The organism is Prosthecobacter sp. (genome assembly GCF_044222345.1).
Taxonomy (GTDB): domain Bacteria; phylum Verrucomicrobiota; class Verrucomicrobiia; order Verrucomicrobiales; family Verrucomicrobiaceae; genus Prosthecobacter.
This window is the reverse complement of sequence record NZ_JBGANL010000003.1, coordinates 187,159-206,795: the sequence shown is the minus strand read 5'-3', so window position 1 is coordinate 206,795 and position 19,637 is coordinate 187,159. Positions and strand designations below refer to the sequence as shown.

General features: G+C 60.0%; 15 protein-coding genes. 11 read left to right on the top strand and 4 right to left on the bottom strand.

The window, feature by feature from the left end:
• Positions 1-27: 27 nt before the first annotated feature.
• Positions 28-1,155, bottom strand: coding sequence for a Gfo/Idh/MocA family protein (locus tag ACILSL_RS03570; RefSeq protein WP_395730625.1), 1,128 nt, complete (start codon positions 1,153-1,155; stop codon positions 28-30).
• 215 nt (positions 1,156-1,370) lie between these two features.
• Between ACILSL_RS03570 and queA the strand changes: the two genes are divergently transcribed.
• Entirely contained in the window at positions 1,371-2,351 is a 981-nt protein-coding gene (gene queA, locus ACILSL_RS03565) for a tRNA preQ1(34) S-adenosylmethionine ribosyltransferase-isomerase QueA (RefSeq protein WP_395730624.1), read from the top strand.
• Positions 2,352-2,372: 21 nt separating this feature from the next.
• Here the strand turns inward: queA and ACILSL_RS03560 are convergent, their stop codons facing one another.
• Both ACILSL_RS03560 and ACILSL_RS03555 read right to left on the bottom strand, forming a co-directional pair.
• Positions 2,373-2,831 (bottom strand): hypothetical protein, encoded by a 459-nt coding sequence (locus ACILSL_RS03560; protein ID WP_395730623.1) that lies wholly within the window; start codon positions 2,829-2,831, stop codon positions 2,373-2,375.
• Positions 2,832-2,969: 138 nt separating this feature from the next.
• On the bottom strand, positions 2,970-5,156 hold the full coding sequence (locus ACILSL_RS03555; protein ID WP_395730622.1) for an AMP-binding protein: 2,187 nt from the start codon (positions 5,154-5,156) through the stop codon (positions 2,970-2,972).
• Positions 5,157-5,316: 160 nt separating this feature from the next.
• Here ACILSL_RS03555 and ACILSL_RS03550 point away from each other — a divergent pair, with 160 nt between their 5' ends.
• From ACILSL_RS03550 to ACILSL_RS03525, 6 genes are all read left to right on the top strand, one after another.
• On the top strand, positions 5,317-6,558 hold the full coding sequence (locus ACILSL_RS03550; RefSeq protein WP_395730621.1) for a class I SAM-dependent rRNA methyltransferase: 1,242 nt from the start codon (positions 5,317-5,319) through the stop codon (positions 6,556-6,558).
• A 75-nt stretch (positions 6,559-6,633) separates the two neighbouring features.
• Complete coding sequence (locus ACILSL_RS03545; protein ID WP_395730620.1) at positions 6,634-8,475, top strand: GreA/GreB family elongation factor; 1,842 nt, start codon at positions 6,634-6,636, stop codon at positions 8,473-8,475.
• Between the two features lie 658 nt (positions 8,476-9,133).
• Positions 9,134-9,991 (top strand): hypothetical protein, encoded by an 858-nt coding sequence (locus tag ACILSL_RS03540; protein ID WP_395730619.1) that lies wholly within the window; start codon positions 9,134-9,136, stop codon positions 9,989-9,991.
• A gap of 63 nt (positions 9,992-10,054) precedes the next feature.
• Positions 10,055-10,942, top strand: coding sequence for a sugar phosphate isomerase/epimerase family protein (locus ACILSL_RS03535; RefSeq protein ID WP_395730618.1), 888 nt, complete (start codon positions 10,055-10,057; stop codon positions 10,940-10,942).
• A gap of 307 nt (positions 10,943-11,249) precedes the next feature.
• Complete coding sequence (locus tag ACILSL_RS03530; RefSeq protein ID WP_395730617.1) at positions 11,250-13,199, top strand: DNA topoisomerase IV subunit B; 1,950 nt, start codon at positions 11,250-11,252, stop codon at positions 13,197-13,199.
• A gap of 522 nt (positions 13,200-13,721) precedes the next feature.
• On the top strand, positions 13,722-14,141 hold the full coding sequence (locus ACILSL_RS03525) for a hypothetical protein (RefSeq protein WP_395730616.1): 420 nt from the start codon (positions 13,722-13,724) through the stop codon (positions 14,139-14,141).
• A gap of 106 nt (positions 14,142-14,247) precedes the next feature.
• On the opposite strand, the gene ACILSL_RS03520 is transcribed toward ACILSL_RS03525, so the two are convergent.
• Positions 14,248-15,693: a DUF1080 domain-containing protein gene (locus ACILSL_RS03520; protein ID WP_395730615.1), complete on the bottom strand. Its 1,446-nt coding sequence runs from the start codon at positions 15,691-15,693 to the stop codon at positions 14,248-14,250.
• Positions 15,694-15,804: 111 nt separating this feature from the next.
• Between ACILSL_RS03520 and ACILSL_RS03515 the strand changes: the two genes are divergently transcribed.
• From ACILSL_RS03515 to ACILSL_RS03500, 4 genes are all read left to right on the top strand, one after another.
• Positions 15,805-16,743 (top strand): TlpA family protein disulfide reductase, encoded by a 939-nt coding sequence (locus ACILSL_RS03515; RefSeq protein WP_395730614.1) that lies wholly within the window; start codon positions 15,805-15,807, stop codon positions 16,741-16,743.
• 86 nt (positions 16,744-16,829) lie between these two features.
• Positions 16,830-17,087: a hypothetical protein gene (locus ACILSL_RS03510; RefSeq protein WP_395730613.1), complete on the top strand. Its 258-nt coding sequence runs from the start codon at positions 16,830-16,832 to the stop codon at positions 17,085-17,087.
• Positions 17,088-17,487: 400 nt separating this feature from the next.
• Positions 17,488-18,018: a sigma-70 family RNA polymerase sigma factor gene (locus tag ACILSL_RS03505; RefSeq protein ID WP_395730612.1), complete on the top strand. Its 531-nt coding sequence runs from the start codon at positions 17,488-17,490 to the stop codon at positions 18,016-18,018.
• A complete protein-coding gene (locus ACILSL_RS03500; RefSeq protein ID WP_395730611.1) occupies positions 18,015-19,445 on the top strand; it encodes a DNRLRE domain-containing protein in 1,431 nt (476 codons plus the stop codon). The genes ACILSL_RS03505 and ACILSL_RS03500 overlap by 4 nt, the downstream gene beginning before the upstream one ends.
• The last annotated feature ends 192 nt before the right edge of the window (positions 19,446-19,637 follow it).

Genomic DNA, 19,637 nt, shown 5'->3' with positions numbered 1-19,637 from the left:
CAGTTGCGGCGCAAGTGGACAACAATATCACCCCAGCGTGAATGCGGGCAACTTCACAATCTTTCCGCCAGCCATGGCGGACTGATGCGCGCAGAGCCCCACGCAGGTCCAGTTGGCGGATTGCGCCGCGTTCGGGAAGGGCTGGCGTTTTTCAGCGAGGGCGTTGGCAAATTCGTTGGCCAGATGCGGGTGGCTGCCGCCGTGGCCGCTGCCTTGGGTGAAGCTGAGATGCGTCTTCTTGCCAAGATCGTACACGCCCTTCGTGGTGAAGCGCTGGATCGGCTTCGGCAGGCGTTTGGCGAAGTCGGGAGTCTTGATCAGTTTCGGGATCTTGTGCTCGGGCAGTTTGGCGCGGTGCAGGACGAGCGGCTCGTGCTCAATGAGCGGCCATTCGATGGAGGCCTTGTCGCCATAGACATCGATGCTCTCACGATACTGGCGGGCGGTGTCAAACAGGCTGCGGATGATGCGGGCGCTGACATCGGCGCCTTTGAATTTGATGTGCGCGGTCTCGACAGCAAAGGGCGAGCCGTAGCACTTCTGCAATTCTTTGCGCACGGTGCCGGAGCCAAAGCAGCTCACATATTCGGCCGGCTTGCCGATCATGCCAGCCACCGGGCCGACACAGTGCGTGGCGTACCACATCGGCGGCAGGCCGGGCCAGTAGTTCGGCCAGCCGTCCATGTCCTGCTGGTGGGAGGCCTGCACGAATTGCAGCTTGCCCAGCTTGCCCTGATCGAGCTGCTCTTTCATGAACAGATACTCGCGGGCATAGACCACCGTTTCCATCATCATGTATTTGAGGCCGGTTTTCTTGACGAGGTCGCAGATCTTTTTGCAGTCTTCGATGCTGGTGGCCATCGGCACGGTGCAGGCCACGTGCTTGCCCGCCTTCAGCGCCTCGATGCTCATCCATCCGTGGTCAGGGATGGGAGAATTGATATGCACGGCGTCGATGTTCGGGTCCTTGAGCATCGCTTTGAAGTCCGTGTAGCGCACGTCCACGCCGAAGGCATCGCCGATGGTCTTGAGCTTCTTTTCATCGCGCTGGCAGATGGCGTAGCAGGTGGTCAGAGGATGGCGCTGCCAGATGGGGATGAACTCCGCCCCGAAACCGAGGCCGACGACGGCAATGTTGAGCTTTTTGGATGGCATGGTGGTTGAGGTGTGAACGCGGGCTTTATAGGCGGGAATGGAGAGAAAGGGGAAGGACAAAGTTTAGGGGAAATCGGACGGGGGAGGCCGCAGCACGGCGTTTGCGGCTGTTTGCACTGCTTGACGAGGTGGCGACACGAATACGGCAGCGCACCTCCCCCTCTGACAGCCATTGCAAACCATCGCAAACCACTGCAAACAATCGCCCCTCCTCCATGCTCACTTCCGACTTCGACTACCATCTCCCACCTGAACTCATCGCCAGTGAGCCGCTGGCGGATCGTTCGGCGTCGCGGATGATGGTGCTGCATCGCAAAGAAGGCAGGATTGAGCACCGGATGTTCCGGGAGATCGGCGAGTTCATTTCGCGTGAAGTCGGAGACATGCTGGTGCTGAATGACACGCGGGTGGTGCCTGCGCGCTACTTCACGGATCGTGGTCATGAGGTGCTGCGCCTGCAGATTCTCACGCCCACACGCTGGCGCTGCATGGTGAAACCCGGCAAAAAATTCCGCCTTGGTCACACCGCGCAGATCGGCGAGGCCACGGGCACCGTGGTGGAGATCATGGAGGACAACGGCGACCGCATCATCGAGTTCGACCGTGTCGTGGATGAGTCCAAGCACGGGCATCTGGCGCTGCCGCATTACATGGGGCGCGATGACCAGCCCTCGGATCGCGAGCGCTATCAGACCATTTTCTCACGCAGCGAAGGCTCCATCGCCGCGCCGACGGCGGGCCTGCATTTCACGCCGGAAGTCTTGAGCCCCCTGCCCCACACGTTTGTGACGCTGCATGTGGGAGTCGGCACGTTTCAACCGGTGAAGGTGGAGAACATCGCCGATCACAAGATGCACTCGGAGGTGTACGAAGTTTCGGCGGCCACCGCGCAGGCGGTGCAAAGCGCGAAGCGTGTCATTCCCGTCGGCACCACCGCCATGCGCACCCTGGAGACCGTGGCGCGGGATCATGGCCAGGTCATCGCCGCGCAAGGCAGCACGGACATCTTCATCCACCCCGGCTTTGAGTTCAAAGTCGCCGGCGGATTGCTGACGAACTTCCATCTGCCCAAGTCCACACTCATCATGCTGGTGAGCGCCTTTGCGGGCAAAGAGCTGGTGATGCAGGCGTATGAGGAGGCGATCCGGGAGAAGTATCGCTTCTTCAGCTATGGGGATTGCATGATGATCGTTTAAGGCGTCAGAGGAAGCGCGGACTTAAAATGCTTTGCTGCTTCCAACGGCTTTGTCGAGGGCGGCGCAAGCTGCTATGTCTTTGACGCAGAAGAAGTCTTCGTGGCCTGGCCAGAGGTAGGCTTCGAACTTGGGTTTGCCTGTGGCTTCCCAGCGGTTCTGAACGTCGCGATCCATACGCCAGTTGCGCTTTTGCTCTTTGTAGCCTGCGAGAATGTTCTTGATGTCGGCCTCAGGGAACTGCCCTGAAGTGTTTTTCCGCTGATAAATTTCCCAGATGGATTTTCCCTGATCGATAACAACTTCGATCTGAATGTCGTCTTTGCGGTATTTGTAGGTCTTGGCTCCAGGCTGACGTTGCATGTCCGAGAGCTCCCCTGTTCCATATCGCTGAATGATCTCTTGCAGTGTTTCGCCCAGCCGAGCCTGCGCAGCTGAGAAGGCGAAAAGAGTGAGCACGAGCGTGAGAAGGACTGATTTCATGGGAGAAATGGAATGGGTTGATGATCCGTTTGCAGTCAGCCGCAACGTGACCCGCCTTTGTTCCTAAGAATAAAAGCGAGCGAAGTATTGCCACGCGGTAACGTGCGGCAACTGGTTTCCTTGCATGGCGTCACAGCTCTACGTCCCCGCCTTCGCGATCTTCTCGCAGTTCTGCACATCCAGCTTCCCTGACGCCAGCACGGGGATGTCGCTGACACGGATCATCTTTTTCGGAATCCACAGCGGTGGCATGCCTTTGTCGAGAAGGCGGTAGCGGAGGTCGAGAATTTCCTGATGCTCGGGGCCGCCGGGCATGCTGGTGAGGAGGATGAGGGCCTCGCCTTTGTCGATGTCGGGCACGCCGACGACGGCGATCTTGCGCACGGTTTCATTTTCGAGGCCCATGGCTTTCACCAGGGCTTCTTCCACGGTTTCATGCGGCACCATCTCTCCGGCGATCTTGGAGAAGCGGCTGAGGCGGCCTTCGATGTAGAGGAAGCCGTCGAGGTCCACGCGGCCGATGTCGCCGGTGCGGAACCAGCCGTCCTTGAGCACTTCGGCGCTGCGTTTCGGATCGTTGAGGTAGCCTTCAAAGACGTTCGCTCCCTTGAACCAGATCATGCCGCTCTGATGCAGCGGGATGGGCTCGTCCGTGTCCGGATTGGTGATGCGGACTGCCATGCCGGGCACGACGTGACCGACGGAACCCTGCCGATGGCTGGGCAGCCAGGAGTAGCCGCTCTCTTCATCGCCGAGTGATTCAGGATCAGGCAGGTTCAAGTTCGAAGCCGGGGAGGTTTCGGTGAGGCCGTAGCCTTCCAGCACGCGCTTGCCAAAGCGGGCCTCAAAGGCATCCGCCACCGTGCTGGGGAGTTTTTCCGCGCCGGTGACGCAGTACTTGATGGAGGCCAGCGACTCACGATTCACGCCGCGCAGGTAGCTGCGCAGGAAAGTCGGCGTGGAGATCATCAGCGTGATGCGATATTTCTCAATAAGCTGCGCGAGCTTCTTCACCTCCAGCGGGGACGGATAGGTCACCAGGTGCAGCCCGTAGATGATGGGGAACCACAGCGTGACGGTGCAGCCAAAGCTGTGGAAAAGCGGCAGGCAGCCGAGGATGCTGTCGTTGCTCTGCATGCCGAGACGGCTGCCGAACTGCATGACGTTGGCGACCAGATTGCGGTGCGTGAGCGCGACGCCCTTGGGCTCGCCGGAGCTGCCGCTGGTGAAGAGCAGCAGCGCCTCTTTGCGCCCGCCTTTTTTGGAAATGCCCAGCATGGCAGCCAGAATAGCGGCGGGCATGATCTTGCTAAGCACCAGCCATTTGGCGATGGTGACCTTCATCTTCGGCAGGAGGCGCTCGATGAGGATGAGCTGCTTGCTCGGCGGCCAGGGAAAGCTCTGCATCTTGCGCACAAAGATGTCAGCGGTGAGGAAGCGGTCGATCTCGCCACGACGGATGGAGCTTTCAATGGCGGCGCGTCCGGCTGTGAAGTTGAGGTTCACCGGGATCTTCCCGGCCATGACGACAGCCACGTTGCAGATGAGACCGCCCAAACCCGGCGGCAGGATGATGCCCACGCGCGCCTTTTTGGTCTCCTTCTTCACAACCTCTGCCAGCGCAAGTGCGGTGGCGAACACTTTGTCAAACCGCAGGATCTTCTCGTCCTTGCCATCCACCACGCTGTTGCGGGTGCCGTGTTTTTTAAAGCCCAGGATCAGCGCGTAGCCGAGGCTGAGATCGAGAGCAGCGCATTCGTTGATGCTTTGCTCAGAGAGCAGCAGCAGGCTCTCCTGATAGGTGGAGAGATTCGTGTCCCCCCCCTGCAGCAACTTGCCAAAATTGATGATGACCTCGGCCTCGCTGTAGCGCCGCTCGATCGGCAGGGCGGTGTCCTGACGACGGTGCACATGCAGCGGCAGCACCGGGATTCCGGCCTTGAGCAAAAATTCCAGCTTCGTGCCCGGCACGGTGGTCATGGGGGACATCATCGTCGCCGCTTCGGCGGGCAGATAAATGATGACCGCGCCGCTCTTGGCAGCGTCTGCCATGGCGCTGCGGTAGGCGGAGGTCTCGGTCTCACCCGGGGTGAACTCCATGGCGTGGACGTTTTCCCGCTCCAGATGCACCCGCAGCAGCGGGTGCAGGGCCGCGCCCTTTTTCACCACATAAACCACCTCGCGGCCTTCCAGCACGAGTTCGAGTCGCAGCAGATCAAAGTAACCCAACTGGCTGGGCAGGATCAAGAATCCCCCCCCGGAGGGAATGTTCTCTTTGCCGAGGATGGTGAGGTCTTTGAGAGTGACGGGCTTTTCAGAGGCCATGGTGTGAGAGCGGTATGCAGCGTTACCTAAGCGGGGAGCAACGCGCATGCCAGCGGGAAAAGGGGCGGTGGGGAAGTTGGCGGTTGTTTGCTGTGGTTTGCGGTTGTTAGCGGTTGCTGGCTGTGGAAAAGAGTTCTTCAAACCACTGCCAACTTCCCCCATGCCACCTCCCCCGCGCCACCCCCGCCGTGAATCTCCCGCTCCGCCCCCTGCTGGCAGCGGGTCCTGGCTGCGGCCCTGGGCGCAGATGAAGTACTTTTCGTTTCACCCGGCGGTGTATCCGAACATGCTCCGCGCCGTGTCCCCTGACGCCAAAGCGGGCGATCTGGTGAATGTGTATGACAAAGAGGGGCAGCTTTTCGGCAGCGGCTTTTTCAATCCGAATGCCAAGGTGCCGCTGCGGGTGCTCCAGCATGGCGATGAGGTGCTCACCGAAGAGGCGCTGGATGCCCGGGTGGATGCCGCGCTGGATCTGCGCCTGAAGACCCTCCGGCTCAATGAAACCACCGACGCCTGGCGCGTCATCTCTTCGGACGGGGACGGCCTCAGCGGCCTGACGGTCGATCGCTATGCGGATGTGCTTTCCATCGAAGTCACCACGCTAGGCGTGTGGCGTCGCCTGTCCCGCTGGCTGCCCAAACTCCACGCCGCCCTGGGCACCAAGCAGCATCTCATCGAAGTCGATCCGGACATCGCCCGCATCGAAGGCATGCGCTACTCGGAGGTGCCCGAAGCGGATGCTCCCGCCCCACGCGGAGCGCGCATCCGTGAGAACGGCGTGCGCTACCAGGTCAGCTTCGAAGACGGTCACAAGACCGGCTTCTTCTGCGATCAGCGTGACAACCGCCTGAAGTTCGGCCATCTGGCCCGTGGGCGGCGCGTGCTGGACCTGTGCAGCTACACCGGCGGCTTTTCCCTCAGCGCACGCATCCACGGGGGCTGCGAAGACGTGACCGCCGTGGATCTCGATGAAAAAGCCATCGCCCAAGCGAAAAAAAACGCCGATTTGAATCAGGTCCGCATCGACTGGGTGCATGCCGACACCTTCACCTGGGGCCGTCAGATGCAGCAAAACGGCGCCCTCTGGGACGCCGTGGTGCTCGATCCGCCAAAGCTCGTTTTCTCCCGCGATCCCGAGGAAGGCCAGCTCGGCCGCAACAAATACTACGACATGAACGCCGTGGCCCTGGGCCTGCTGAAGCGCGGCGGACTCTTCGTCACCTGCTCCTGCTCCGGCCTGCTGGATGTCGCTGAATTTGAGGAAATTGTCATGCGCGCCGCGCACAGGAACAAGCGCCGCCTGCAGATCATTGACCGCACCGGAGCCGGGGCAGACCACCCGGTCATGTCCAACTGCCCCGAAAGCCGCTACCTGAAGGTACTCTGGTGCATCGCATGGTAAATCCGGGAAAAGGGTGCATGAATCGTTACAGGTTTCCTTTGCTACCTTATTCTGACTGTTTACTCTTAGCGTCCCATGAATCCAGAGGTGCAAAACATTGTGGCCGCAGGCAAACTCCCTGCAGCTGACGGCGAGAAACTTTCCAAACTTGAACCCGGAACTTTCGTTCTTCACAAAAGCTGGGGCGTCGGCAGGATCGCTGAATGGGACTTGCTGGGCGACCGCCTGCTCATCGACTTTGAAGGCAAGCCAGGCCATCCCCTCAAGCTCACCTTTGCGATCAGTTCGCTGGAAATCATCTCCCCGGACCACCTCTTGGCCCGCCGTCTGGCAGACCTTGACTCGCTGAAGGAAATGGCCGCCAAGAATCCGCCGGCACTGGTGGAGCTGGCCCTCAAGAGCAGCGGCAATACCCTGCACCTGGACGACCTCGAAAAGCTGCTCAAGGGCCGCATCGTTCCTGACGCCGACTACAAGAAGTGGTGGGAAGCCGCCAAGCGCGCGCTCAAGACGCACCGCCACGTGGTGGTACCCGCCAAACGTTCCGAAAAACTGGTGCTGCGTGACCAGGCGGAGAACGCCGGCACCCAGATGGTGAAGTCCTTCCTCGCCGCACGCGATTTGAAGACCAAGCTCGCCACCCTGGCCAGCATCCAGAAGGACATCGACCTCTTCTCTGATCCGAAGTCCGAACTGCTCCCCGTCTTCCAGGACATCTCCGACTCCGCCCGCAAGAGCGTGAAGCTCAATCTCAAGGAGTGCCTGCAACTTCTGCTTGCCCGGGACGAACTCATTGAAAGCCTTAGCAGCACCGCGCCAATGGGCTCCATGAAGATCTCCGATCTCATCACCGAGACGAAGGAAGTACTCGCGGACTCCATCAAAGGCCTTTCCGCCAGCCTGCTGGGCCGCATCTACCGCGCCTTCCCCGAAGCTTTTCCTGACCGTGGCTGGGTGCCTGAGATCCTGCACCATCTCACCAAGACGGGCGGCCGCGCCGTGGCAGAAATCGCCACCGTGCTGGATGCCAACGACGAACTCGATGTGCTGGCCGACGCTTTGAAGAAATCCCTGCGCAACCGCATGCTCTCCGCCGATCTGCTGATCTGGATGGCCCGCGAGCGCAAAGGCTTGGCGGAGTCCGTGTTCGACATCGATCTCGGTCATGCGATCCTCGGCGTCATTGAAAGCGACCACATGGAAGGCGGGCCCAAGCGCACCGGCCGACTCCAGGATCTGCTTTCAGATGACAAGACCCTGCTGGGTGAAATGGTGGCCGAAGCCGAGGACGAAGACGTCCGCCTGCTGGCCAAGCGCCTGATCAACGGCTCCCTCTTTGACGAACTGACCCGCCGCTCCCTCATGGCCCGCATCATCAAGGTGCGCCCTGAAATGGAAGCCATGATGGATGAAAACGCCGGCTCCCATAAAGATGACTCCCTCATCGTTTCCTGGGAAAGCTTGGAAAAGAAAAAGCAGGAGCTGGAAGACCTCGTCAACGTCAAGATCCCGGAGAACAAGCGTGAGATCCAGATCGCCCGTGACGAAGGTGACTTGCGCGAAAACGGTGGCTACAAGGCCGCCCGCGACCAGCAGTCTGTGCTCCTCCGCATGCAGGGCAAGATGGAGCGCGAACTGCGCAACGCCCGTGGCACGGACTTCGCGAACGTCCCCACGGACAAAGTCGGCATCGGCACCATCGTCGATGTCGAAGACATTCCTTCCGGTGAAAAGGAAACCTTCACCATCCTGGGAGCCTGGGATGGCGATCTGGACAAGAACATCATCAGCTACCTCTCGGAATCCGCCAAAGCCCTGATCGGCAAGGCCGTCGGCGAGGAACTGGAGCTGCCCACCGACAGCCACCACATCACCCGCAAAGCGAAAGTTACGGCAGTTCGTGCTTTCAAACCGTAACCAGCGGCCGACTCGACAAAACTCTCCGTTGCCAGCGGAGAGTTTTTTTATGGCTGCTGATTCAGCGTGAACTTTTTCGATTCAATGGCACGTTTGTTACCCAATCCCCTCAGTCATGGGGATTTTTTCATGATGTGCAAGCAGCCGCTGCTTGCATGCACGCCTCAACCCAATGCCTCCAGCCCCCCTCTCTATTTGCTTCTTCAGGAGCCTTCGAGAAAACTTCTTCACTACTCGTAAAGCCGGTCTTAGCTTTCTGGCTGCCGTCGTTTCGGGAATGTCACTTCCGGTGGGTGCTGAGGCCCAAATTACCCGTGCTGAAAATCTCAGCGTCATCCTCAGCGGCACAGGGCTTAATCAGCCCCAGGCAGCTCCCATCCCCGACCCCTCCGTTTTTAATACCGCTTCCGGTGCTTGGGGACAATTGCAGTGTGCCTATATTTATTTGGAGGCACCCGCCAGCCTCATTGAGGAGTTTCCCCTCCCTAGTCCGATCCCACGCTGGACCTTCCCTGCTTCCTCACTCTACAGCTTGCCTGCCTTTTTTACGAAAGCCGGCCTTTCAGAGTCGTTGATCACCACCCTCCTCGCCCCGAAAAATCTGATCAAAGAAGGGGCTTTTGTTCATTTGCTGCCTCCCCTGGCTGAACTGGAAGGCATGACTGAGAAAACGCGGGCGGTGATTTACGCAGAACTGGCAAAATACCCTGAGAATGAATACCAGGCGGATCCCGTCCTCATCATCGGCACCACGGTGGAGGAGTGGTACAAAGGCAGCAGGCTGCGGCCTGAAATCATCAGCAAAATCAAACAGCTCTGCTACACACGTGGTGAGGCCACTGCGTTCAGTGACATTCCTGTCCTGCTGAATTACGCCCAGTCGGATTCCGAGGCCCGGGCCATCTTCAAGGCCTGCACCCGCACGCGCACCCTGATGATCCGCCTCAAGCTCGACAAGAACTCCAATGCCGAGGAAATCATCCGCTACTGGAGTTTTGGCACCGGCATCCGCCGCAAGGACCTGGAGCCCATGGTCCGCTCCGTCATCGAACTCGACGGCGTGGATGACCTTGGAATCGTGCACATCCTGCCCGCACTCGCCCGCAAGCTGCTCTACACCTATCCCGGGCTGGACATGGCCAAACATGGCGTCATGCCGGACTGCCACTGGACTTCGCTGAACTTTTTCAACTACGAACCCCATGAATACCTGCTGGACGCCCGGCTGGCCACCAGCCAGGTGCTGGAGCAGTTCGTCCCGGTGGAGCCTCCCTATCAGTTCGCCGACGTGCTCTTCTTTCTCGACAACACCACCGGTGACGCCTTTCACTCCTGCGTGCATCTGGCGGACAACCTCGTCTATACCAAGAACGGACGAAACATCCTCTCCCCATGGGTGATCATGCGGCTCGACGATGTCAAAAAAATCTACCTCCACAAGGGCGACGGACGCGTGCAGGGATTCCGCCGCAAGGACATCGCTGCTGAGAAAAAGGCGGCGGACGAAGTGCGCTGAGGCTGTTGGTTTTGACAGGCGGCTGCAATGAGTCGCCGGTGGCAGGCGTTTACACCCACCACCATGTCCTCCCGCCGCCACTTTCTCCACACCGTCCTCGGCACCAGTGCCGCCGCAGCCTTCGCCGCTGACGCCAAGCTTTCCTACAAGGGGGAGAACATCCAGTTTGGCCTCGTGACCTACATGTGGGGTGCTGACTGGGATCTGCCCACCCTGCTCAAAAACTGCGACGCCGCCAAGGTGCTGGCCGTGGAGCTGCGCATCGAACACGCGCACAAAGTCAGCACCGATCTCACCCCCGAGCAGCGCGCTGCGGTGCGGAAGCAGTTTGAAGACTCCCCCGTGGACCTCCTGGGCATGGGCACCAATTTTGAATTTCACTCCCCCAAGGAGGACGAACTGAAGAAGAACATCGAAGGGGCCAAGCAGTACATCAAGCTCAGCCATGACCTCGGCGCCAGCGGCGTCAAAGTGAAGCCCAATGGCCTCCCAAAAGACGTCCCCGTGGAGAAAACGCTCGCGCAGATTGGCAAGGCTCTGGCGGAGCTGGGAGACTACGCCGTCGGCTTTGGCCAGGAAATCCGGCTTGAGGTTCACGGCAAGGACACTTCTGAGCTGCCCCACATCAAGACCATCATGGACGCCGCCGACCGCGACAATGTGCGCGTCTGCTGGAACTCGAATGACACCGACCTCATCGGCGCCGGCATTGCCGCCAATTTTGCCCTCGTCAAAGAGCGCCTGGGCCACACCGTCCACATCCGGGGTGTCAATCAGAGCAACTATCCGCTCGACCAGCTCGCCAAGCTGCTGGTGGAAGCCGATTACCAGGGCCACGTCTGCCTCGAAGCCCACAAGCTGCCCGCCGGAGACCGCGTCGCCGCCCTGGCCGAGCAGCGTGAGCTTTTTATGCACCTCGTGACCGAGGCGCGCAAATCGGTGAAGGATTGAGGGAGCGACCTTCCTCATCCCCGTTTGGAAAAGCGCCGGGCGAGGCGGAGCGTATGGGATCAGGATGATCCCTCTCCTGCCGGAGGCGCTGGATGGATTGGAAGGAGTGGGACCATCCTGGTCCCACACGCTCCGCACTTGCCCTCCGTTCCACGCTGGCAGGACGCGTCGCTCCTATTGACTTCGTCAGTCCCAAAATCCCCATCCTCGGCTCCGTCCTACTCGTACGACCAGTACACCCCCTTGACACTCCCGCCCCTTTCTGCCATCTCAGATGTTAGAATTCTGATTTCGCCCCCTTTCCCCCATGGCCACCCCTGCCCCTGCACACGGTTACACTGAAGATTCCATCAAGTCCCTCGACTGGCGCGAGCACATCCGTCTGCGCCCCGGCATGTACATTGGCAAGCTCGGAGACGGCTCCCTGCCTGAGGACGGCATCTACGTCCTGCTCAAGGAGGTGCTGGACAACTGCATCGACGAGCACGTCATGGGCTTTGGCAATTCCATCGAGATCACCATCGCGGAAGATCAGACCGTCACCGTACGCGACTACGGCCGTGGCATTCCGCTGGGCAAGCTGCTGGAATGCGCCGCGCAGATCAACACGGGTGCCAAATACGACAGCGAGGTCTTCAAGCGCTCCGTCGGTCTGAACGGCGTCGGCATCAAGGCGGTGAACGCCCTGTCCGAGTTCTTTGAGATCCAGGCCATCCGCGAAAACCAGACGCGCTCCATCGAGTTCAGCCAGGGGATCGTGGTTTATGACATGGGCAAGCCTCAGGCCTCCACCGAGCCCAACGGCACCCGCATCGCCTTCCGCGCGGATACCGAAAGCTTCGCGGAAGACACGCATTACCGCCTCGACTTCGTGCGCGAGATGCTGCGCTTCTATGCCTGGCTCAATCCCGGCCTCACGCTGCTGCTGCGCTCGCCTTCCGGCGAGGAGAAGTTCAAGTCCAAGGACGGCCTCATGGACCTCATCCGTGCGAAGCTCACCGAAGAGCCGCAGTACCCCATCATCCACCTGGAGGGCAAGGACGTGGAAGTCGCCTTCACCCACGGCACCGGCTACGGGGAGGAGTACTACAGCTTCGTCAACGGCCAGCACACCACGCAGGGCGGCACCCATCTGGCCGCCTTCCGCGAGGCCATCGTGCAGGAGTGCCGCGAGTTTTACAAAAAGCAGTTCGATCCCGCCGACGTGCGCGGCAGCCTCATCGCCGCCGTCAGCGTGAAGGTGCAGGAGCCCATCTTCGAGTCCCAGACCAAGACCAAGCTCGGCTCCACCCACATGGAAACGAACGGGCGGAATCTGCGCGGCCACATCACCAGCGTCATCACCGCCCAGCTCGACAACTTCCTCCACAAGCACGCCGACATCGCCAAGTCGCTGCAGGAAAAGATCAACTCCAACGAACGCGAGCGCAAAGAGATCAGCGGCATCCAGAAGGCCGCCCGTGAAAACGCCCGCAAGGCCAAGGTCTGCAACAAGAAGCTGCGCGACTGCCGTGTGCACTTCGACACCAAGGACAAGCGCCGCGAGGACAGCACCCTCTTCATCACCGAAGGCGACAGCGCCTCCGGCAGCATCACCAAGAGCCGCGATGTGGAGACGCAGGCCGTCTTCAGCCTGCGCGGCAAGCCGCTCAACTGCTTCGGCCTCACCCGCAAAATCGTGTATGAAAACGAGGAGTTTTATCTTCTCGCCAACGCCCTGCAGATTGAGGAAGACCTCGAAGAGCTGCGCTTCAACCGCGTCGTGCTCGCCACCGATGCGGATGTGGACGGCATGCACATCCGCCTGCTGATGATCACCTATTTCCTGCAGTTCTTCCCCGAACTCGTGCGCAAAGGCCACCTCTACATCTTGCAGACGCCGCTCTTCCGCGTGCGCAACAAAAAGGAAACCTACTACTGCTACAGCGACGACGAGCGCCAGCGCGCCATCCACCGCTGCGGCAAGACCGCCGAGATCACCCGCTTCAAGGGCCTCGGCGAAATCAGCCCGGATGAGTTCAAGCATTTCATCGGACCGCACATGCGTCTGGAGCCCGTGAAAGTGCGCGACCACGAAGTGGATGCCGAAGGCAAGGCCATCCCGTCTGAACACCGCAGCGTGAAGGAGATGCTCTCCTTCTACATGGGCAAAAACACCCCCGAACGCCAGGCCTACATCGTGGAAAACCTGCGCATCGAAGAAGAGCTGGAGTTCAAGGAAACCACCGAGCCCGCAGCGCTGCCGGAGGCGGCGTGAAACCTGATCCGAAACGGTAAATTATATGCGCTTTTTCATTCCATTAGCTGAATGCTCTGAACAAGCCGAAAATATTCTTACAGCCATTGCCAAGTTCACTGGATTTTCTATCCCATCGCCGCGAATTTATTCTCTCACTTATCCCCATAATGGACAGAATATGGTTGCTACCGTCGGAAAAGAGGCAGATCCTTATTATCACGTGGTAGGACCGATTATTGCAATCCTCGCTACAGATTCCTGTTATGCGATTTGTACTAGGGACCGGGGTGTGGCACGAGGCGAGCCAATTTATGTTGGCCGCGGCCCAGAAACATACTCGACACATTTTGACGAGTAATTGGACATTGCTGTCCGTCAAGTTTACGCCGTCGAAAGTGGACGAGACGCCAAGGTATTCCCCTCAGAGCACCGTAGCTCCGCAAGGCTATAGCAGTGTTTGACCAAACTATAATATAAAATATAGTCTTAACTCCAAGACACGAATTCACTATCAAACATAAACATTAAAAGAATATTTTTATGATTTACCTGACAATTGCGGCAGTAGAAACAGTGCATGCAGCAGCCGAGCCGGTCACCACAACCGCTCCACTTCTCTCGTCCGAACACGTTTACAACCTACTCGTTTACGCGATTGGTGGTTCTCTTGGTGCACTCGGCCTTCTGCTCGGCCTGGACAAGGTTATCATCATGCTTTTTCGCAAAGGAGACGGTGACGCAATCCAGAAGTATTCCTCCGAGAGCGTTGCTCGCATCCTTCCAATCGTCATCGAGGGTATCACCGTCATTCTTGTCGTCCTCACCATCATCATACTTGGCATCCTCCGTATCATCACAGCCGAAGGTACTTTGGGCATTCTCGGCTCGGTCGTCGGATACGTTCTGGGCAAAGGCAACCGTAAGTTACCGTCTGCAAAAAGTGAGGCCAGCAATGGATAACCATTCGTCACAGCAATCGACTATCATCTTCTAACTCCACAAAAAACCCGCCAGACCTCTCGGCCTGACGGGTTTTTCAAACTCTGCTCCTGGGATCTCTCGGCGCTTACTTCTGCTTCACCTTGAAGCTGCGGAACACCACGGGATCGCTGTGTCCGGCAAAGCCGATGAAGCCCTTGGTGTGATCCAATCCCTTCGGCGGATGAGCGATCAGGCTGCGGTCGAGCTTGTCGATGTCCACGTCGAGGATCTTGGTGCCGTTGAGGATGACTTTGATCTTCTGGCCATCGACCTGGATTTCTTCGAAGTTCCATTCACCCACGGGGCGGAGGTAGCCGTGCTTGGCACCAGCCGTGTGGTAGAGGGAGCCGTGGTACTGATAGGGCTCCAGGCCCTTCTTGCCGGCGGCGGCCTGCTTGGCGTTGTAGCCGTCGCTGTCGATGACCTGAAGCTCCAGGCCATCGGAGGCGGAGTGACCACCCAGCGGGGTGCGCAGGGCGATGCCGTTGTTGCCAGCAGGTGGGAGCTTGAATTCCACGCGGATGGTGCCGTTTTCAAATTCGTCCTTGGTCAGCAGATCGCCGCCTTTGCCGGGCTTGCAGGTGATCGCGCCGTCCACCACTTCGTAGCTGTCCACGGCACCCTGCCAGTTGCTGAGGTCCTTGCCGTTGACGTATTCCTTGAAGCCGTCTTCGGCCCAGTTGCCTGCGAGTTCCTTGTTGGCTTCTTCAGCGGGGATCTCGCGGATATAAACGTTCTTCCAGCGAATTTCGCTGCCGTGGGTCTGGAGCTGGATGGGGCCTTTGGCAAAGGCGGGATCGGGGAACCAGCCGTTGGGCATTTTCTCCGCTGGCTTGTCCGCAGCCTTGGCGTCTTTTTTGCCGTAGGCGAGGTAGCCGGCTTTGCGATTGGCAAAGAAGTTTTCCAGCACGGCGTTCTTCACCACGACTTCACCATTGAAGGTCACCGTCGCGCGCTCGCCCACCATGCGGATGAGGAAGGTGTTCCATTCGCCCAGGGGCTTGTCCATGAGCTTGGTGGGGTTCTTGCCCTCAGGGCTCTTGTTGTTCCAGAGACCGCCGGAGCCGAAGGGCTTGCCCAGTGCCACGGCTTTTTCGTCCTTCTCCGTGAAGTCCCAGATCTGCACCTGCGGGATGCCGCGCAGGTAGATGCCGCTGTCGCCGAGGGGGAGCATCTTGTAGTCCACCATGAGCTCGAAGTCGCCGTAGTCCTTGTCGGTGGTGAGGTACAATCCTTTGCCGTCATTGACGAGCTGGCCGTCCTCCACTTTCCAGTGCGCGTTGACGTGGTCGCCCTTGTCATTGCCCTTCGCATCCACGAGGCCGCCCTCGATGGATTTCTTCTTATACGCGGCCTGCTCCTCAGGCGTCATCTTCGCCAGGTCGGTGGGGTCCTGGGTGCCCCAGCCATACCATCCGGAAAGGTCCTTGCCGTTGAAGAGTGCGGTAAAACCTTGCGGCGGGGTGTTGTCCGCAGCGCGGCAAAACGCGGCTGTGGCGAGGAGGAGTGTCAGGGTCAGTGTGAGTTTCATGGAATGAAGAGACTCAGGAGTCGCACCCTGTGTGAGGCATCTTTCATTCCTTCCGAGGATGGTCACTTTCTGCTCGACTTTGGTCACAAAAATGGGGACGCTTTCCAAGCCATGAAACCCGCCCTTTGTGTTTTTTTCCTCTGCTGCGCCCAGTTCTCTCTGCATGCCCAGGCCCCTGCCACCCGGGAGCCTGCGGGCGATGTCCAGACGCTGGTGAAGCGGCTCTTCGCCCAGGATACATCTGAGGAAGACCTGCTGAAGCTCGCCAAGGAGGCCAACAAAGCCGGGGTGCTGCGCCAGCAGATCATTGAGGCGAAGCTCGTCTGGGGCCTGCGGCAGCAAAACACCGCCTTCCTCGTCAAGATTCTGCCGGAAGTGGAGATCCTCGCGGGCAGTTTTGATCCGGCCAGCGCCGCCGCAGTGCCAAACGCCGAAGCGGTGAAATCTTTCGTCGCCTACATCAAGGCCCTGAAGGCAGACGAGGCCAGCGACGCCGCCGGTTTCAAAGCGAACATCCTCGAAGCCATCTGGCTCAGCCCGCAGCAGGCGCCGGTCTTCATCCAGGCCATCGAGAAGTTTCGCCTGGAAGAAAAGATGGCGGCGCTGCTCATCGATCTGAAAGCCCCGCTGATCACCTCCACGGGAGAGGCCACCACGCTGAACGATGTGCTGGGCGGCAGGAAGGCCCTGCTGCTGGACTTCTGGGCCTCCTGGTGCGGCCCCTGCATGAACCTGATGCCTGCGCTCAAAACGAAGGCGGCGGCGCTGTCCTCCCATGGCATCGTCGTGGCGGCGATGAACAAGGACGATGAAAACGCCGAGGCCACCGCCGAGCGCATCCGCCAGGAGCAAAACGCGAAGCTGCCCTGGCTCGTGGAGCCCGCTGAGCGCCCCTACAGCAAGGCCCTCGACATCGCCACCATCCCCCGCATGGTCCTGCTCTCCCCGGAGGGCAAGGTGCTCTTCAACGGCCATCCGGAAGACCCTGCGCTGTGGGTCGCGCTGAAGAAGATTGATCCTGCCATCGAGCCGGTGAAGGCGGAGCAGTGAGCGCATGCTCATCGTGGAGAATGGTCTGCCTCATCGCGAGCGGCTGAAACCAAAAAGCATGCCCGCTGTTTTGTGCCGGTAAATTTATGAAAAGCATCCTTCTCAATCTGACGGGGCAGATTCTGTTTGGTCTTGCTCTCCTGCTTTGCATTCCACCCGTGAGCTCGGGCCCAGAATCATCACCGCTGTCTTTCATGCCACCATGGGTCATGCTGGCTTTGTTCGCATCATCGCAAGCATGCATCAAGCTTGCTGGAATTGACAAGGGATGGTCCTACGCCATGCAGGGGGGCATTTTCACCGTTTTTGTCTTGGCGCTTCAGCACAGGCTAGGTGGGGCTTGAAAACGCCCCCAAGGAGCGCGGGCCTCCGAGCCCGCAGCAGGTGGCAAGCACGTCAGCATGTGATCGTTCACGCCAAGAGTTCTTAGCGGACAAAGCACCGCAACCCCTGACTTGAAGCTGAAAGTAAACGTGGTGCCTCCCATGCTTCGCGGAGAGCTGCGGGCTCGAACCGAGTGAAGCGAGATAGCCAGCCGCAGGCTGCCCGGAGGGCGAGCAAATCGAGGCAACGCCCGCGCTCCACCAGAAGTGCTGGCGCAGACCAGTCTACGCAGCGGTTTTCAAACACGGCCTAAGTCTTGGCATTTGATCAACTGCCTGCCTTGCGGGAAATATTTTGTCCAAATGAAGGCCGCAGGCGACTGTACCAGTCATACGGCGGCTCATAGGCCGCCCCACGCCCATGTCCTCCCCCGACCGCACCCAGGAATTCCTCGAACTGCTCACGAGTCATGATCGTGCCCTGGGCGTGTACGTTCACAGCATGGTGCCCGCGCCGCATGACGCGGATGACATCCTGCAGCAGACGAAGATGATCCTGTGGCGCTGCTTTGACCAGTATGAGAGCGGCACCAATTTCCTGGCCTGGGCGCGCAAGACCGCCTTCCATCAGGTGCTCACGCATCGACGCCAGAAGAAGCGCGAGGCCACTCCGCTGAGCGACGAGATGCTGGAGCTGCTGCACGATGAAGTCTCCAAGCTCAGCGACAGCGGCGACCGCCGGGGCGATGCCCTGCGCGCCTGCGTGGCCAAGCTGCCCGCCGCGCACCGCCAGCTCGTCACCCTGCGCTACTACGAAGACCTGGAGATCGATGGCGTGGCCGAGCGCATCCGCAGCACCGTCGGCGCGGTGTATCGCGCCCTGAGCCGCATCCGCATGAGCCTCATGACCTGCGTGGAAAACGAACTCAAACTGGAGGGAGCCGAATCATGAGCCTGAAATCCGCCGACCAATTTCGCCTGATCGAACTCTCCGAGCGCTACGCCGATGAAAAACTCAGCGCCGCCGAAGTGGCCGCGCTGGAGGCCGAACTGCGTGACAATGCCGAAGCGCGCGCCTTCTTTGCCAAAGCCCTGCATCAGCGTGCCGAGCTGTGCTTCGACGACTCTTGGCACACCCAGGCCGCTCCCGCAGCACGCCCGACCGCCAGGCCGGTGTGGTGGCGGCATGCCATCACCGCCGCAGCGGCGGCCTGCGTGACCTTTGGCTTCGTCTGGCTGAATGGCACGCGCGATGGCACGGTGGCCACGCTGGTGCGTGCGCAGCAGTGCCAGTGGGCCGGCAGCAGCCTGCCCACGGTGGAGGGCGCACGCCTGAAGCCCGGCATGCTGGATCTCATCGAAGGCCTGGCCGTGCTGCGCTTTGACAGCGGCGCGGAGCTGGTGCTCGAGGCCCCCGCCACCGTGGAGGTGCTGGACGGCATGAACTGCAAGCTGCGCCGGGGCACCCTCGTGGCCGAAGTCCCGCCTCAGGCGAAGGGTTTCAGCATCGACACCAAGAACGCCAAGGTGATCGACTGGGGCACCAAGTTCGGCCTCAGTGCCGGAGAAGATGGCAAGTATCTTGTGCAGGTGATGGAAGGCCTCGTGGAGGTGGACGACAAAACCGGCGCCGCCACCAAGAAACTGGAAAAAGGCCAGCGCGTGGACCGTGGCTGGTCGCAGAAGCAGATGCACCCCTCCGCCGGCGATGACGCCGATGCCGAGCCCAGCCGCTGGCAGCCCTCCATCGTCATGGATGCCGGAGACGGCTGGCAGGCCGTCACCACCGCCTTTGGCCATGGCAAGGACAGCTACATCCAGTCTTCCGACAAAGCGCCGCACGACTTCGGCAGCCACCCCTTCTTCCGTGTGAAGCGCAGCAAGGACACCAAGCCCGACCTCAACCGCAAAGGCTACATCGCCTTTGACCTCAGCAAGTTTCGCGGTCGCGCCATCGAGGATGCGGAGCTCGTGCTCACCATCGAGCCCAGCGAGCTCGGCTTCGCCAGCTTCGTGCCGGACAGCACCTTCGCCGTTTACGGCGTGCTGGATGAAAGCGCCGACGCCTGGGAAGAAGCCGGCCTGACCTGGCAGCAGGCCCCCGCCCACGACCCCGCCCAGCCGGAGCGGAACCTCCCCGTGGCCGCCAAAGTCAAACTCCTCGGCAAATTCGAGATCGCTCAGGGCATCAATCGCGGCACCCGCAAACTGCGCGGCAAAGACCTCGCCGAATTCCTCAGCGCCGACACCAACCAGATCGCCACCCTCATCATCTGCCGCGAGACCAACGAAGACCAGGAAAGCGGCCTCGTGCATGCCTTCGCGACGAAGGAAAACGGCACACGATCCGCGCCCATGCTGCGGGTGAAGCTGCGGTAGGGGGCTGCACCTCCGACAGGAGAGGGATCATCCTGATCCCTCAAAGCGCCGCGTCTATCCAGCGCTCTTCCAAACCAAGGCTCTGGATGCCCCTCGTTGCGCTTTCCGCCCAGCCATCCCTCCTTTCGTGCTTTTCGCCTGGAGTGTCTCCGATTACGCTTTTCACTCAGATCCCTCCTCCGATCCACGGCC

Bases quoted from the DNA above. Each gene is read 5' to 3' on its own strand.
- ACILSL_RS03535 (WP_395730618.1), top strand. From the start codon at position 10,055: ATGTCCTCCCGCCGCCACTTTCTCCACACCGTCCTCGGCACCAGTGCC.
- ACILSL_RS03510 (WP_395730613.1), top strand. From the start codon at position 16,830: ATGAAAAGCATCCTTCTCAATCTGACGGGGCAGATTCTGTTTGGTCTT.
- ACILSL_RS03545 (WP_395730620.1), top strand. From the start codon at position 6,634: ATGAATCCAGAGGTGCAAAACATTGTGGCCGCAGGCAAACTCCCTGCA.
- ACILSL_RS03520 (WP_395730615.1), bottom strand. From the start codon at position 15,693: ATGAAACTCACACTGACCCTGACACTCCTCCTCGCCACAGCCGCGTTT.
- ACILSL_RS03525 (WP_395730616.1), top strand. From the start codon at position 13,722: ATGATTTACCTGACAATTGCGGCAGTAGAAACAGTGCATGCAGCAGCC.
- ACILSL_RS03570 (WP_395730625.1), bottom strand. From the start codon at position 1,155: ATGCCATCCAAAAAGCTCAACATTGCCGTCGTCGGCCTCGGTTTCGGG.
- ACILSL_RS03505 (WP_395730612.1), top strand. From the start codon at position 17,488: ATGTCCTCCCCCGACCGCACCCAGGAATTCCTCGAACTGCTCACGAGT.
- ACILSL_RS03550 (WP_395730621.1), top strand. From the start codon at position 5,317: ATGCCACCTCCCCCGCGCCACCCCCGCCGTGAATCTCCCGCTCCGCCC.
- ACILSL_RS03530 (WP_395730617.1), top strand. From the start codon at position 11,250: ATGGCCACCCCTGCCCCTGCACACGGTTACACTGAAGATTCCATCAAG.
- ACILSL_RS03500 (WP_395730611.1), top strand. From the start codon at position 18,015: ATGAGCCTGAAATCCGCCGACCAATTTCGCCTGATCGAACTCTCCGAG.
- ACILSL_RS03515 (WP_395730614.1), top strand. From the start codon at position 15,805: ATGAAACCCGCCCTTTGTGTTTTTTTCCTCTGCTGCGCCCAGTTCTCT.
- ACILSL_RS03555 (WP_395730622.1), bottom strand. From the start codon at position 5,156: ATGGCCTCTGAAAAGCCCGTCACTCTCAAAGACCTCACCATCCTCGGC.
- ACILSL_RS03560 (WP_395730623.1), bottom strand. From the start codon at position 2,831: ATGAAATCAGTCCTTCTCACGCTCGTGCTCACTCTTTTCGCCTTCTCA.
- ACILSL_RS03540 (WP_395730619.1), top strand. From the start codon at position 9,134: ATGACTGAGAAAACGCGGGCGGTGATTTACGCAGAACTGGCAAAATAC.
- queA (WP_395730624.1), top strand. From the start codon at position 1,371: ATGCTCACTTCCGACTTCGACTACCATCTCCCACCTGAACTCATCGCC.